Source organism: Ottowia sp. SB7-C50 (genome assembly GCF_033110285.1).
In the GTDB taxonomy this organism is placed as follows: domain Bacteria; phylum Pseudomonadota; class Gammaproteobacteria; order Burkholderiales; family Burkholderiaceae_C; genus Ottowia.
The window spans coordinates 309,322-323,431 of record NZ_CP136995.1; the positions used below are offsets into that span (position 1 = coordinate 309,322).

Here is a 14,110-nt window from a genome sequence, read left to right on the forward strand (position 1 = left end):
GCGGTGCTCCAGTTAGATTTGCTTGCGGAAAACGGTCTCGACCGTCCAGGCCGAGGGCAGATAGAAATAGCCGGCGCTGAAGGTGCCGCGGGGCGCGCGCGCGGCCGTCATCGGCTTGGCGGCGCCGGGCAGCTTTTCTGCCAGCAGCGCCGACATGGCGCGCGCCAGCAGCGGGCCAGCGGCACGGCGCGCGGCGGCGCCCGTGCGCTGGTCAGCCACGTTGCGCACGGCCGCCACCACGTACCAGCGGTGCACCAGGCGCAGCAGTCGCGGGTCGGGTTCAGGCTGCGGGTCGAAGCCATCGGTGATGACGTGGATGGCCGGCACGCGCTGGCCCGCCTCCTTCACGTCGGCCAGCTCGGCCGCCGTCAGCACATGCACCGCGGGCGTCTGCCCGGCAAAGGCGCGCTGCAGCAGCTCGACGATGTGGCCTTCGATGCGGCTGAAGTCGTTGACCTCTTCGATGCTCAGGTCGGCGGCGCTCATCGGTAGCCCCCGTCCACGTCAGCGCCGATCTGGCGCGCTGCAAAGGTGTGCCAGGTCTCGCCCGACGCCGGGCCTTGGTCGGCCAGAGCGCCCGGATCGCCGCCCCAGGGGCACACCAGGCGGGCCTTGCCGTCGGCAATGGCCTGCAGTTCGGTGGTGGCCTGCTTGAAGCGGCGGTAGACCTCGCTTTCGGGCGCCAGGTCGTCGTACAGGTAGTAGCGCGCCACATCGCACACGATGCGCGTGAGCTGGGGCGGCGCGACATAGTCCCAGCCGCCCACGCGCGGCTTGGCGCACCCATCGAGCGGCAGCACATACACCCGGCCCAGGTGGCCGTCGGCCAGGGCGTGCGCATCGTCCAGCTTGAGCTGGATGCGCGCAGCCTTGACTTCGACCTGGTCGGCCGCGTCGGTGAGCTGGATCATCTCCGGCTCGCCAAAGCGGTCGATCATGTCCTGGACCGTGGCGTAGATCATGGCGATCAGGCGTGGCGGTGCGGCAGTATTTGCACTTCGACCAACTGGCCGGCGGCCGTGGCTACGCCCAGGGCGCGGCCGCAGTGGTCGGCCAGCGCGCCGACGGCGGCCTTGCCGGAGCCGTCGGCGGCGGGCTTCACGTAGTCGCCCAGCGCGATGGCGGCGCTGGCTTCGACCAGGTAGGAAAAGTCGGTGACCACGCTGACGGCTTCGCCGACGGCGGCGTTTTCTTCGGCCACACCCAGCGCGTCCTTCAGGCCGGTGCTGGGCAACGTGGGCGTCAGGGTGCCGTCATAGCTGACAAAGCGGTACTTGGTGATGGCGGCCGTCGCCGTCAAGGTGATGGCGTGGCGCTTGTCGAACTGGCGGCCGTAGCCGGGTTGTGCGGGGGGCATGGTTTTCTCCTGTTGAAAGTCGATTGCTGGCTCGGGAACGCCTGGCTTTCACCCAAAAGGCCCACCGGCCGAAGGGCGGGTGGGCGAATGGCACGCCCGAAGGCGGCCAGGAGACAAAGGGGGGGCTCTCAGGTCTTGCGCTTACCCGGCGGTGGCGCGGGTTCCGGCGCCGCGGCACCTGCATCGGCTGCCGCGGTCGCGGTAGCCGCTGGGGCGTCTGCGCTCGGCGCAGCAGCTGCCGTGTCGCGCTCTTCCTCGATTCGGATGGCCTTGGCCTCCAGCAGCGCGGCCTTGTCCGCATCGCTCAGTGGCGGCGCGGGTTTGCCAGGATCGATAACGATGCGCTCACCCTCGCTGTTGATGAAGGCGATGGCCACGAGGGCCGTGATGACGATGCGGGTCTTGCTCATGTCGGTTCTTTCGAGTTGGGGCCTCGAGGCCCCGCCGGACAACGCCGCCGGGGACTGGTCGGCTACTACACGCTCTCAGGGCTTTGCAGTTACGCCGGGTTCTGGAACAGGAAGCCGGCGCTGCCACGCACCAGCGTGGGCTTGCGCTCGAAGGTGGCGCCGTAAATCCAGGACTTGCTTTCGCGCTGGTAGTACGGCGTCTCGACGAATGGGTGACCTTCCATCCAGCTGGTGAAGCCGAAGGCCGGCTCGCCCAGGCTCAGGCCGTTGCCGTCGGCGCCGATGTTGCCGGGCGCAGCTACTACGGCATGGACTTCGCGCGCAACGTCGACCTGTCGGTCATCCTGCCGCTGATCGAAGACCAGCATCTGCACAAGCGCGCGCCGTTCGTGATCGAGATGCGCAACGTGCCGTTCAAGCAGCAAGAACAGGTGCTGTTCTACGTGGTGGATGGGCTGCCCAATTTTTCCTGCGGCGCCAACGATACGCGTGGCAACGGACAGTACCTGGGCGAGGTGGCAGCGCAGCGCTATGGCAGCACGCGCATCCATCGGGTGATGCTGAGTCAGCAGTGGTACATCGACCAGATGCCTCGCTACAAGGCAGCGTTTGAAGACGGCAACATCACGATTCCGCGCGACGATGGGCTGCTGACCGACCACCGGGCGGTGCAGATGATCAAGGGCGTGCCCAAGGTGCCGGACGGCGCCAAGGCCAAGGATGCGGACGGCGGCGAGCGGCACGGCGACAGCGCCGTCGCCGGCGCGCTGGCGTGGTTTGCCACGCAGAACGGCGCCCCTCCCATTGAGTTCATGAGCGACGGGCCAGTGTCCGGCGCCGACGATTACCGGGGCTTTTTATGAGCGACACCCAAGACAGGAAGCCCGAGCTGCCGCCGCTGGACAGCGAGGTGGCGACGCAGGCGAGCGACCCGTTCAGCAGCGTGTTCATGGGGCTGATGCGGACCAACGATCCGCTGCTGGTCGAGCGCGGGCTGCATGGCAGCGAGGCGCATGATCTGTACCGAGACCTTCGTCGCGACGGCAAGGTGTTCAGCGGCCTGCAGAAGCGCAAGCTGGCGGTGGTGGGGCGCGACTGGACGGTGGAGCCGGTGACCGAGAGCAACCAGGGCACGCGCGATGCGGCGCTGCTGGATGACATTCTGGGCGGCTTCAACTTTGACCAGCTGTGCAGCGGGCTGATGGATGCGCTGCTGGTGGGCTGGCAGCCCGCCGAGGTGGTGTGGACGCTGAAGGACATCACACACGACGGCACATCGCGCCAGATGGTGGTGCCGGCGCGCGTGGTGCGCCGGTCGCACCGTCGATTCGTCTTCACGCAGGAGGAAGATCAGGCGCCCGAGCTGCGGCTGCTGACCAAAAGCGACATGCAGCGAGGCGTGCCGGTGCCGGCGCGCAAGTTTATCGTGCACCGTGTGAATGCCGAAGACGACAACCCCTATGGCACGGGACTGGGGCTGCAGCTGTATTGGCCGGTGTTCTTCAAGCGCAAGGGCGTGCTGGCGTGGACGAAGTTTCTTGACCGGTTTGGGCTGCCGATTCCTTGGGGCAAATACCCGACAAGCGCGACGCCCCGCGAGAAGGGCACGCTGTTCGAGGCGCTGCGGGCGGTGAGCAACGACGGCATGATCATGACGCCCGAGGGCACGATGATCGAGCTGCTGGAAAGCAAGATCAACGGATCGGCCACGCCGCACCAGGCGCATGTGGAGTTCATGGACGACTGGATCATGGAGGTGATCCTGGGCCAGTCGCCGCGTGGCCAGAACGGCGGCGCGCTGGCCGCAGCAGCGAAAGAGCGCGAGGACGTTCGGCTGGAGCTGAGCCAGGCCGACAGCGACCTGCTGAGCGAGACGCTCAACGACACGCTGATCAAGTGGATTTGCGAGTACAACGGGCTGCAGCCGTGCCTGGTGTATCGCCGCGTGGAGAAGGAAGAAGACCTGAAGGCGGAGTCGGAGACCGACAAGAACGTGGCTTCGCTGGGCTTCCAGATGACCGAGGAAGGCGCGCAGTCGAAGTATGGGCAGCACTGGGTGCTGAAGTCGGCCCCGAGCCTGCCGCCCACCACCGGCCAAGGCAACCAGCAGCCGGCAGACCCGGCGAGCTTTGCCGAGGGTGGCGCGGCGGCGCCCGATGCCATTGACCACCTGGTGGCGACCGAGCTGGGCCAGTGGCGCCAGGTGGTCGAGCCGATGGCTGCACCGCTGCGCGCGCTGCTGGAGCAGGCGGCTGCCAAGAATTTGACGGCCGGCCAGCTGCTCGAGCAGCTGCCGCAGCTGATGGCGTCGATGGATGACGCGGCGCTGGTGGACGCGCTGACCAACCTGGCGTACACGGGCCGACTGGCGGGCAACGCGGGCGGCGAGCAGGTCTGATGGCGCCCGATGGCCTGACCGCGGCCGAGTTTGCCGAGCTGCGCCGCCTGAAGCCAGCCGATGCGATGCGCTGGATGCAGGAGCGCGAACGCGGTGCGCTGACTTTCAGCTGGCAGGACATGTGGCAGGCTGAGCACAGCCACCATTTCACGGTGTCGCGCCTGGCGCGGCTGGACCTGCTGCAGGCAATTCAGGACAGCCTGAGCCGCAGTGTGTCGGGCGATCTGCAGCGTCGGGACTGGATGCGCGATACCGAGCAGCTGCTGCGTGATGCCGGCTGGTGGGGCGACAAGCAGGTGCTGGACCCTGCCACGGGCAAGATGGTGACGACGCGGTTTGACCCCGCGCGGCTGAAGCTGATCTTCGACACCAACACACGGCAAGCCGCGGCGGCGGGCCAGTGGGAGCGCATTGAGCGCACCAAGCGGTCGCACCCCTACCTGCGGTACATCACCAAGCGCGACGACCGCGTACGCCCGCTGCATGCGGCCTGGGACAACGTGACGCTGCCGGTGGGCGATGCTTTTTGGCAGACGCACTATCCGCCGAACGGCTGGCGCTGCCGATGCCGGGTGGTTTCGGTCAACGAGCGTGAGTACCAGGACGGCAAGACGCCGGGCGGCGGCACGATGATCAAGCAGCCGCCGGACGTGGTGACGACCGAGTTTGTGAATGCGCGAACGGGCGAGGTGTCGCGCGTGCCGGTGGGTGTTGATCCAGGGTTCGGCTACAACCCCGGCGCGGCGCGGCGGCACGAGCTGGACGCGCTGGTGACCGCCAAGATGCGCCAGGCCACGCCCGCGCTGGCCCAGGCGGCGCAGCTGGAGGGGTTGACGCTGGAGGCCGCGGCGGCGACCTATGCTGAAACGGCGAGATTGCAAAAGCAGACCAAGCGGCCGGCGCTTGCCATGGCGCCACTGGCGGACAAGGTCATCAGTCAAATGAACGAGTTGGGGCTGGAGCCGGGTGGGAGGTTGCTTGGGCTGGACCACGACGGTGTGCTGCACACGTTCAAGAATCACGGCGGAAACGCCGAGTTCAAACGCGGCCAAGTGCCGATCACATCAGCGGATGTGGCGGCGTTTCCGGCGATCTTCAATGCCGCTGTGCTGGAGAGAGGTGATCCGGCCTATGCCGGGGATGGCACGCCGCTGGTAGCGGGTGAGGCTGTGTTTGGAGAGTTTCGCTACGGCTTCATCGCCAAGGTTCGGCGAGGGCTGATCACGATCTATTCGCTGTGGAAGCGCAAAGCCAAATGAGAGCCCCGCCAGCCATCATGCTGCCTTGCGGCCCGTGCGGCTTACGTCCAAAACGGTGGCGGGGAAGTCACATGATACAGGGGGCGGAGCGTGCTGACAATTGAGGTTGATGACCGAGCGTTTAGCGCCTATTGGGCGCAGCTGCAGGCGCGCGTGGGCGACCTGAGCCCGGTCTTGGCAGCGATTGGTCAAGAGATGGAAAACCGTATCAGCGGGCGCTTCGAGACCGAAAGCGACCCCAGTGGCGCATCCTGGGCGCCGTGGGCGCCGGCGACTTTGGAAAGCTACCCCAAGGACGGCAATCGGCGACTTCTAGATCGGTACGGGGATTTGATGGGCAGTTTGAACTGGCACGCGGACTCTTCCAGCGTGACGGTGGGTTTTGGACAGCCCTACGCGGCCTATCACGAGTGGGGGACCAAGCGCATGCCTCGACGCGGGCTGATGTTCCAGAACCCCGACGCCGGCACCTTGGCGCCAGCGGACGAACGTGCAGTCATCGACGTGCTGACTGAGTGGCTTGACCTGGCCTGAAATCACGCAAAATTCATCGGCGCCAATTTTTTCCACAGTGGCAACGCCGTTGCAGTGATCGTCCCCCTAAAGCCCCGTACATCCCGGAGAATCCCGGAAATATCGCAGCGCCCGCCCTGTGAATATCTCAGTTCCTTTCACCTATCATCGGTCGCTGATGCCCGATTCAGACCAAGCCCCTTCCACCCCAGCGCCTGACGACGCCGACCTGGGCGCGCTGGCGCCGTTCCAGCATGGCGTGTTCACCATGCTGTGGAGCACGTGGCTGATCGCCAACCTGTGCATGTGGATGAATGACGTGGCGGCGGCGTGGCTGATGACCACGCTCACGTCGACGCCGATCTGGGTGGCGCTGGTGCAGACGGCGGCCACGTTGCCGGTGTTCCTGCTGGGGCTGCCGTCGGGCGCGCTGGCCGACATCCTGAACCGCAAGCGCTTCCTGTTTTTCACGCAGGTGTGGGTGGCGGTGGTGGGCGCGCTGCTGGCGCTGGCGGTGTTCATGGGGGTGGTGACGCCGCCGCTGCTGCTGGTGCTGCTGTTCCTCAATGGCGTGGGGCTGGCGCTGCGCTGGCCGGTGTTTGCCGCCATCGTGCCCGAGCTGGTGCCGCGCGCCAAGCTGCCGGCGGCGCTGGCGCTCAACGGCGTGTCGATGAACGCGTCGCGCATCATGGGGCCGCTGATCGCCGGCGCGGTGATCGCCAGCCTGGGCAGCGCCTGGGTGTTCCTGCTCAACGCCGTGCTGTCGGTGGCGGCGGCGGTGGTCATCACGCGCTGGCAGCGCGTGCACAAGCCGCATCCGCTGGGCCGCGAAAGCCTGCGCGGCGCCATGCGCGTGGGCCTGCAGTACGTGGCGCAGTCGTACCACCTGAAGGGCGTGCTGCTGCGCATCGCCATCTTCTTCTTCCATTCCACCGCGCTGATGGCGTTGCTGCCGTTGGTGGCGCGCCAGATCAAGGGCGGCGACGCGGGCACCTTCACCGTGCTGCTGGCGGCCATGGGTGCGGGCGCCATTGCGTCCACCTTTGCGCTGCCGCGCCTGCGCCAGCTGTATTCGCGCGACCGGCTGGTGCTGCTGGGGGCGGGCGTGCAGACGGCGACGATGGCACTGATGGCCGTCACCACCCACATCTGGCTGGGCGTGTTGGCCATGGCGCTGGGCGGCGCGGCGTGGCTGACCACGGCCAACACGCTCAGCGTGTCGGCACAGATCAGCCTGCCCGACTGGGTGCGCGCGCGCGGCATGTCGATGTACCAGATGGCGATCATGGGCGCGGCCGCGTTGGGCGCGGCCGTGTGGGGCCAGGTGGCCACCTGGAGCAGCGTGCCGCTGGCGCTGGGCCTGGGCGCGGCCAGCGGCATTGCGGCCATGGCCTTTGCCAACTGGCGCTGGCCCGACCGCGGCGTGATCGAAGACCCCACGCCCGCCAGCGCACTGCCGCGCCCCAGCGTGAGCGCGCCGCCCGAGAGCGGGCACGTGATCGTTACGGTTGAATACGTGATCGACCCCGAGGACGGCCCCGCCTTTCGCACGCTGATGGAAGAAAGCCGCCGCTCGCGCCTGCGCCAGGGCGCGGTGGCGTGGGACCTGCTGGCCGACATCCACGAGCCGGGCCGTTACATCGAGGTGATCGAGGACGCGTCGTGGACCGATCACCTGCGCCGCTTCGAACGCGCCAGCGCCGCCGACGTGGCGCTGCGCGAGCGCAAGCTGGCGTTCCACATCGGCGACGAGCCGCCGCGCGTGCGCCGCACGGTGCGCCAGAGCACGGTGCGCGGCACGTGAGGGCGTGGGCCCACGGTTTGGCGTGCAATAGGCCGCCAGCGCTTTTCCCTGCTGCGCAGGAAGCTATCGTATCAATAGCGTCTTGAGGCGCTGGCAGCGCACGGCGCTCACACCGCCAGCGGCGTGCCGTCCACGAAGACCTTCAGCTCGCCCGGCTCGAAATGCGTCCACTGCTCGTCGCGCGTCAGCGGCGTGGTGGCGACCACGGCCACGCGGTCGTCGGGCGTGGTGTGCTCGGCAAAGTTGACCGACAGGTCCTCGTCGGCCAGCCGCGCCGTTGCAAACGGGTGCTGGCGCACGATGTAGCACAGCTTGGTCGAGGCATGCGCCCACAGCGCCTCGCCGTTGGACAGCAGGAAGTTGAACGTGCCGTGCGCGGCCACGCGCGGCACCAGCTCGCGCAGCGTGCGAGTCAGCTCGGCCACCGGCGGCACGCTGGCGTGCGCCTTGGCCAGCTCCTGCATCAGCCAGCAGAAGGCCTGTTCGCTGTCGGTGTCGCCCACCGGCCTGAAGTGGCTGTGCAGGCGCGGCGCGTAGTCCTTCAGGTCGCCGTTGTGCGCAAACACCCAGTAGCGGCCCCACAGCTCGCGCACGAAGGGGTGGCAGTTCTGCAGCATCACCTGGCCCACCGTGGCCTTGCGGATGTGCGAGATGACCAGCCGGCTCTTGATCGGGTAGCGGCGGATCAGCTCGGCCACCGGCGATTCGGCGGCGGCGCCGGGGTCGACGAACAGGCGCACGCCGCGCCCCTCGAAGAAGGCGATGCCCCAGCCGTCGGCGTGGTGGTCGGTGCGGCCGCCGCGCTGCGCGAAACCGGCGAACGAGAACGTCACGTCGGTCGGCGTGTTGCAGTTCATCCCGAGCAGCTGGCACATGGGCTGAATCCTACCCCTGCTGCGGCAGGCGCCCGTGCGTGCCCAGCCCGCGCGCCGCCAGCATGGCCAGCGCGCACAGTGCCGCCAGCATCAAGAACACCTCGTCGAACGCGGCCAGCCGCGCGGCCGGGTGCGCGCCGTCGGTCAGCGACGTGCCGTGCGCGGCCAGGCGCCATTCCAGCGCGATGCCGCACAGGCTGACGCCCGCCGCGCCGCCCAGCATGCGCACGAAGTTGATGGCGCTGGAGGCCTGCGAGATCAGCGCCTTGTCCAGCCCGCGCATCGCGCCCAGGTTGAGCGACGGCAGGATGAAGCCCAGGCCGACGCGGCCGACGATGGTTAGCCCCATCAGCCACCACAGGCTGCCGCCCAGCTGCATCGTCACCATGGCGGCGAACGACAGCGCCAGCAGCGACAGCCCGGTGCTGACCAGGCCACGCGCCGGCATGCGGTCGGCCAGCCGCGCCGCCAGCGGAATCACCACCGCCAGCACCAGCCCGGACGGCAGCAGGATGGCGCCCACGCTGGCCGCCGACAGGCCGAGGCCCATCTGCATGTACACCGGCAGCAGGTAGGTCGAGCCGAACAGCGCCGTGCCGTAGATCAGCGCCACCAGCGCGCCCATGGCAAATGGCCGCCACGCGTACAGCCGCAGGTTCATCAGCGGCGCCTGCCCGGCCGCCATGCGGCGCTTCTGCCACAGCACGAAGCCGGCCCCGCACGCCAGCGCCAGCACCAGCAGGCCCAGCGCCTCGGCGGGCGGCCCACGGCGCAGGGCAACCAGGCCGTTCAGCAGGCTCAGCGTGCCCAGCGTGCCGACCGCCAGGCCGACCCAGTCCAGCGACTCGTCCCGGTTGGCCACGGCGCCGCCCGGCGCCGTGGTCGGCACATAGCGGTGCGCCAGCCACAGCGACACGGCGCAGAACGGCGCCACCATGAAGAAGATCGAGCGCCAGCCGAACGCATCGACCAGCAGCCCGCCAATCGACGGCCCCACCGCCGGCGCCAGCACCACGCCCATGCCGAACAGCCCGCTGGCGCGGCCCTGCTCATGCGGCTCGAAGGCGCGCATGATGACGATGGCCGGAATCGGCTGCACCACACCCGCTGCCAGGCCCTCGGCCACGCGCGCCAGCAGCACCAGCTCGAAGTTCTGCGCCACGCCGCCCAGCAGCCCGCCGGCCAGCAACAGCCACATGCAGCCGGCGTAGGTGGCGCGGTAGCCGTAGCGCGCCAGCAGCCAGGGCGTGACCAGCATCGACACCGTGCTGGCCACCATGAAGCCGCTGGTGACCCACTGCGCGCGTTCCTGCCCCAGCGCGAACTGGTGCGACAGACCGGGAATGGCCACGTTCACCACCGTGGACGACATGATCGACGCCATCACGCCCACCATCAGCGCGGCCAGCAGCAGCCAGCGGTAGCGCTCGCCATAGCGGGCGCGCAAGGCCTCGCCCGACGCGGGGTCGATCGCGGGCGGGGCGGGGGCGGTCATGCGGCGGCGAGCTGAAAAATACGCGGTCGCCCAAAGCATAGCGGCGGCGCCGGGGCTATCATGCCGCCATGAAAAACCTCGTCCGTGCCGCTTGCCTGGTCTTGTGTGTGATCGCGCCCGGTGGCGCTGCGCTGGCGCAGGCGCCAGCACCCGTCGCGGCCCGGCCGGGGGCCAGTCTGGCGGCCGACATGGGCTGCCTGAACTGCCACGGCACGCCGGCGCGCGGCGAGGCGCCCGAGTTTCGACTGCTGCGCGAGCGCGCCGCCAGCCGCGGCAACGACCGCGCCGGCGTGGCGCGCCACTGGGCCGACGAAATGCGCGAAACCAGCAGCGGCTGGCGCGCCATCGTCGGCCACCGGCAGGTCAGCGACGCCACCGTGCAGGCGCTGACCGACTGGCTCACCTCGGCGGACAGCAAGCCCGTCAACTGATCGGCGCGCACTCAGCCGCCGGGCGGCGCCACAAACTGCGCCTGGCAGCGCGCACAGACGCAGGCGCGGCCTTGTGCGGCGGCGGGGATGCGGTCCAGCAGCGCCGGCGCGAAATCCACCTGTGTGCACCAGCACGGCGGCTGCGGCGTGCCGCTGGCGCGTTCGGCCTCCATGGCACAGCGGTTGGGCTGGCTGCACAGCGGGCAGAGGGCGGGGTCTGGGACGGCGGCGGGGGTCATGCGGGTGGTATTCTGCGGGACGAAGCGTCTGGGCGAATGGTCGCCGACGCCAAAGCCATTCAGGAGATCACCATGACCCAGAAACTCACCACCGCCCAGCGCGACGAACTCAAGGCGCTGCTGCTGTCGCGCCGCAAGGAACTGCAGCAGCAGATGGCGCAGAACCTGGAAAACCTGGCCCCGGCCGAAAACAACGCCGGCAGCGTGTCGCAGGACGAAAACGCGCGGCTGAAGAACCAGACGCGCGAAGTCGACGGCGCCCTGACCGCCATGGACGCCGACGAACTGGCGCGCATCGACCGCGCGCTGGAAGCGATGGACGACGGCGAATACGGCCAGTGTGAAGAATGCGGCTGCGCCATCCCGTTCGAGCGCCTGAAGATCGAACCCATGACGCAGCACTGCGTGGCCTGCAAGACCAAGTGGGAGCAGCAGCAGGCGCGCCTCTGAAGCATGCCGCGCGCCATTTGGCGCGACGCCGAAAACTCGGGGTGCAGGCCCCGCGTTTTTGTTTGGAGCTCAGGCAAGTCGACAGTCGTCATTCCCGCGCAGGCGGGAAGCCATGCATCCACCACGCCAGCGGGTTTGCCCAGCGCCGCTGGATTCCCGCCTGCGCGGAAACGACGATGTAAGAAGGCGGTTTCCGGTGGGTGGCTTTGGATGCGGATTTATGCCTTATCGGCCGCTGGCGCTTGCCATAAAAGCGCAGACAGCTATTAATTAAATAGCATCTTCCGGCGTCAACGCCGCGCGCATCGCTTCGCCCCATTCCCAAGGGCCGGTGAGCGTGAAGGTCAACGCAATCCAGTCGCCGTCTTGCGCGGTGTGCACATCGGCGTCCCACGCCCCGCCCTCGTCCAGCGGCGCGCGCGGGCCGGGCGCGTGCGCCTCGGCCCAGTCGATCACGCGCTGCACTTCGGTCCGCACGGCCGGCAGATCGGGCGCACGCACGCTGGCCATCGCTTCCCACGTGCCGGTGCCCGCGCCGTCGTCGCTGGCGTCGAAGATCAGGTAACGCAAGGGCATGGGGCGATTTTGACTGCGCCATGAAAAACGGCGCCGGCGGGCGCCGCTTTCATGTCGCGCGCGGGCGGCCGCGCGTCAGGCGCCGGCCTTCACCTTCTGCCGCCACGCGTGCAGCAGCGGCTCGGTGTAGCCGCTGGGCTGCTCGATGCCCTTGAACACCAGGTCGCACGCGGCCTTGAAGGCGGCGGACTTCTTGAAGTTGCCGTGCATGGGGCGGTAAAGCGGGTCACCGGCGTTCTGCTGGTCGACCAGGGCCGCCATGCGCTCGAGCGTGGCCTGCACCTGGCCCTTGCTGACCACGCGGTGCAGCAGCCAGTTGGCCATGTGCTGGCTGCTGATGCGCAGCGTGGCGCGGTCTTCCATCAGGCCTACGTGGTGGATGTCGGGCACCTTGGAGCAGCCCACGCCCTGGTCGACCCAGCGCACCACGTAGCCCAGGATGCCCTGCGCGTTGTTGTCCAGCTCCTGCTGCTTCTCGGCCGGAGTCCACTTGTCCTCGCCCACCACGGGGATGGTCAGCAGGCCGCTCAGCAGCTCGTCGCGCAGCGCGGCGGGGTCGGCCTTGGTCAGCTCGGCTTCCATCTGCTTTTGCACGTCGCTCACCAGCAGCTGGTGGTAGTGCATGGCGTGCAGCGTGGCGCCGGTGGGGCTGGGCACCCAGGCGGTGTTGGCACCGGCCTTGGGGTGGCCGATCTTCTGCTTCATCATCTCGGCCATCAGGTCGGGCATGGCCCACATGCCCTTGCCGATCTGCGCCTTGCCGCGCAGGCCGCAGGCCAGGCCCGTGAGCACGTTGTTGCGCTCATAGGCCTGGATCCAGGCGCTGGTCTTCATGTCGCCCTTGCGGTACACCGGGCCGGCCTGCATGCAGCTGTGCATCTCATCGCCGGTGCGGTCCAGGAAGCCGGTGTTGATGAAGGCCACGCGGCTCTTGGCGGCGTCGATGCAGGCCTTCAGGTTGACGCTGGTGCGGCGCTCCTCGTCCATGATGCCCAGCTTGACGGTGCTTTCCTTCAGGCCCAGCAGCTTTTCGACGCGGCCGAACAGTTCGCTGGCAAAGGCCACCTCGGTCGGGCCGTGCATCTTGGGCTTGACGATGTAGACGCTGCCGGTGCGCGAGTTGCGCAGGCCGTCGGCGCCCTTGCCCTGCAGGTCGTGCAGGGCAATGGCGGTGGTGATGGCCGCGTCCATGATGCCTTCGGGGATTTCCTTCCACTGGCCTTGCGCGTTCTTCCACAGGATGGCCGGGTTGGTCATCAGGTGGCCGACGTTGCGCACGAACATGAGCGAGCGGCCGTGCAGCGTCACCTCTTTCCCGCCGTCGGGCGCGGTGTAGACGCGGTCGGGGTTCAGCCCACGCGTCATGGTCTTGCCGCCCTTCTCGAAGCTTTCGGTCAGCGTGCCGCGCAGGATGCCCAGCCAGTTGCGATAGCCCAGCACCTTGTCCTGTGCGTCGACGCAGGCCACCGAATCTTCCAGGTCGAGGATGGTGGAGACGGCGGCTTCCACCACCAGGTCGGCCACGCCGGCCGGGTCGGTCTTGCCGATGGGCGACTTGGGATCAATGCGGATGTCGATGTGCAGGCCGTTGTGCACCAGCAGGATCGACGTGGGCGCCTTGGCCGGGCCCTGGTAGCCAACGAACTGGCTGTTGTCGGCCAGCTTGGTCGATTTGCCGCCCTTGAGCTTGACCACCAGCTCGCCATGCTTGTTGACGACGTAGCCCACCGAATCGACGTGCGAGCCTTTCTTGAGTGGCGCGGTGCGGTCCAGCACGTGGCGCGCCCACTCGATGACCTTGGCGCCGCGGCGGGCGTTGTACTTGGCGCCTTTTTCCAGGCCCTTGGTCTCGGCGATCACGTCGGTGCCGTACAGCGCGTCGTACAGGCTGCCCCAGCGCGCGTTGGCGGCGTTCAGCGCGTAGCGCGCGTTCAGGATCGGCACCACCAGCTGCGGGCCGGCCTGCACGGCCAGTTCGTCGTCGACGTTGGCGGTGGTGATCTGCACCTTGGCCGGCTGCGGCACCAGGTAGCCGATGCCTTCCAGGAAGGCGCGGTAGGCGCGCATGTCCTTGATGGGGCCGGGGTTGGCGCGGTGCCAGGTGTCCAGCTCGGCCTGCAGGCGGTCGCGCTCGGCCAGCAGGGCGGCGTTCTTGGGTGCCAGCTCGGTCACCAGCGTCGAAAAGCCCTGCCAGAAGGCGGCCGGCGCCACGCCCACGTCGGGCAGCACTTCGTTGTTGACGAAGTGGTACAGCTCGGTGGCGACCTTCAGGTCGTGAACGGGGGTGCGCTGGGTCATGGCGG

At 68.4% G+C, this 14,110-nt stretch carries 17 protein-coding genes; 7 read left to right on the forward strand and 10 right to left on the reverse strand.

Going from position 1 to position 14,110, the window contains the following annotated elements; translation table 11 throughout:
- Positions 1-12: 12 nt before the first annotated feature.
- From R0D99_RS01445 to R0D99_RS01465, 5 genes are all read right to left on the reverse strand, one after another.
- On the reverse strand, positions 13-486 hold the full coding sequence (locus R0D99_RS01445; RefSeq protein ID WP_317749650.1) for a hypothetical protein: 474 nt from the start codon (positions 484-486) through the stop codon (positions 13-15).
- Positions 483-962: a DUF1320 domain-containing protein gene (locus R0D99_RS01450; RefSeq protein ID WP_317749651.1), complete on the reverse strand. Its 480-nt coding sequence runs from the start codon at positions 960-962 to the stop codon at positions 483-485. Before R0D99_RS01450 ends, R0D99_RS01445 begins: the two co-directional genes overlap by 4 nt.
- 5 nt (positions 963-967) lie before the next feature.
- Positions 968-1,357, reverse strand: a complete 390-nt coding sequence (locus R0D99_RS01455) for a DUF2190 family protein (RefSeq protein WP_317749652.1) — start codon at positions 1,355-1,357, stop codon at positions 968-970.
- A gap of 128 nt (positions 1,358-1,485) precedes the next feature.
- Positions 1,486-1,767, reverse strand: coding sequence for a hypothetical protein (locus R0D99_RS01460; RefSeq protein ID WP_317749653.1), 282 nt, complete (start codon positions 1,765-1,767; stop codon positions 1,486-1,488).
- An 89-nt stretch (positions 1,768-1,856) separates the two neighbouring features.
- Positions 1,857-2,135: a hypothetical protein gene (locus R0D99_RS01465; protein WP_317749654.1), complete on the reverse strand. Its 279-nt coding sequence runs from the start codon at positions 2,133-2,135 to the stop codon at positions 1,857-1,859.
- Here R0D99_RS01465 and R0D99_RS01470 point away from each other — a divergent pair.
- From R0D99_RS01470 to R0D99_RS01490, 5 genes are all read left to right on the forward strand, one after another.
- The gene (locus tag R0D99_RS01470; protein WP_317749655.1) at positions 2,076-2,630 is read left to right on the forward strand and encodes a hypothetical protein; all 555 of its coding nucleotides are present in this window, start codon (positions 2,076-2,078) and stop codon (positions 2,628-2,630) included. The genes R0D99_RS01465 and R0D99_RS01470 overlap by 60 nt on opposite strands.
- Entirely contained in the window at positions 2,627-4,165 is a 1,539-nt protein-coding gene (locus tag R0D99_RS01475) for a DUF935 domain-containing protein (RefSeq protein WP_317749656.1), read from the forward strand. The genes R0D99_RS01470 and R0D99_RS01475 overlap by 4 nt, the downstream gene beginning before the upstream one ends.
- Complete coding sequence (locus tag R0D99_RS01480) at positions 4,165-5,424, forward strand: phage minor head protein (protein ID WP_317749657.1); 1,260 nt, start codon at positions 4,165-4,167, stop codon at positions 5,422-5,424. Before R0D99_RS01475 ends, R0D99_RS01480 begins: the two co-directional genes overlap by 1 nt.
- Positions 5,425-5,514: 90 nt before the next feature.
- Positions 5,515-5,958, forward strand: a complete 444-nt coding sequence (locus R0D99_RS01485; RefSeq protein WP_317749658.1) for a phage virion morphogenesis protein — start codon at positions 5,515-5,517, stop codon at positions 5,956-5,958.
- A gap of 157 nt (positions 5,959-6,115) precedes the next feature.
- A complete protein-coding gene (locus R0D99_RS01490) occupies positions 6,116-7,741 on the forward strand; it encodes an MFS transporter (RefSeq protein ID WP_317749659.1) in 1,626 nt (541 codons plus the stop codon).
- 107 nt (positions 7,742-7,848) lie between these two features.
- On the opposite strand, the gene R0D99_RS01495 is transcribed toward R0D99_RS01490, so the two are convergent.
- Both R0D99_RS01495 and R0D99_RS01500 read right to left on the reverse strand, forming a co-directional pair.
- Positions 7,849-8,616 (reverse strand): class II glutamine amidotransferase, encoded by a 768-nt coding sequence (locus R0D99_RS01495; RefSeq protein ID WP_317749660.1) that lies wholly within the window; start codon positions 8,614-8,616, stop codon positions 7,849-7,851.
- Positions 8,617-8,626: 10 nt separating this feature from the next.
- Complete coding sequence (locus R0D99_RS01500; protein WP_317749661.1) at positions 8,627-10,111, reverse strand: DHA2 family efflux MFS transporter permease subunit; 1,485 nt, start codon at positions 10,109-10,111, stop codon at positions 8,627-8,629.
- 68 nt (positions 10,112-10,179) lie between these two features.
- Between R0D99_RS01500 and R0D99_RS01505 the strand changes: the two genes are divergently transcribed.
- Positions 10,180-10,542, forward strand: a complete 363-nt coding sequence (locus R0D99_RS01505) for a hypothetical protein (RefSeq protein ID WP_317749662.1) — start codon at positions 10,180-10,182, stop codon at positions 10,540-10,542.
- An 11-nt stretch (positions 10,543-10,553) separates the two neighbouring features.
- Here the strand turns inward: R0D99_RS01505 and R0D99_RS01510 are convergent, their stop codons facing one another.
- Positions 10,554-10,781, reverse strand: coding sequence for a cysteine-rich CWC family protein (locus tag R0D99_RS01510; protein WP_317749663.1), 228 nt, complete (start codon positions 10,779-10,781; stop codon positions 10,554-10,556).
- Positions 10,782-10,853: 72 nt separating this feature from the next.
- Between R0D99_RS01510 and R0D99_RS01515 the strand changes: the two genes are divergently transcribed.
- A complete protein-coding gene (locus R0D99_RS01515) occupies positions 10,854-11,231 on the forward strand; it encodes a TraR/DksA family transcriptional regulator (protein WP_317749664.1) in 378 nt (125 codons plus the stop codon).
- 270 nt (positions 11,232-11,501) lie between these two features.
- Here R0D99_RS01515 and R0D99_RS01520 read toward each other — a convergent pair whose 3' ends face one another.
- Together R0D99_RS01520 and R0D99_RS01525 are read right to left on the reverse strand one after the other, a co-directional pair.
- Positions 11,502-11,807: a hypothetical protein gene (locus tag R0D99_RS01520; protein ID WP_317749665.1), complete on the reverse strand. Its 306-nt coding sequence runs from the start codon at positions 11,805-11,807 to the stop codon at positions 11,502-11,504.
- A gap of 75 nt (positions 11,808-11,882) precedes the next feature.
- A complete protein-coding gene (locus tag R0D99_RS01525) occupies positions 11,883-14,105 on the reverse strand; it encodes a malate synthase G (protein ID WP_317749666.1) in 2,223 nt (740 codons plus the stop codon).
- Between the last annotated feature and the right edge of the window lie 5 nt (positions 14,106-14,110).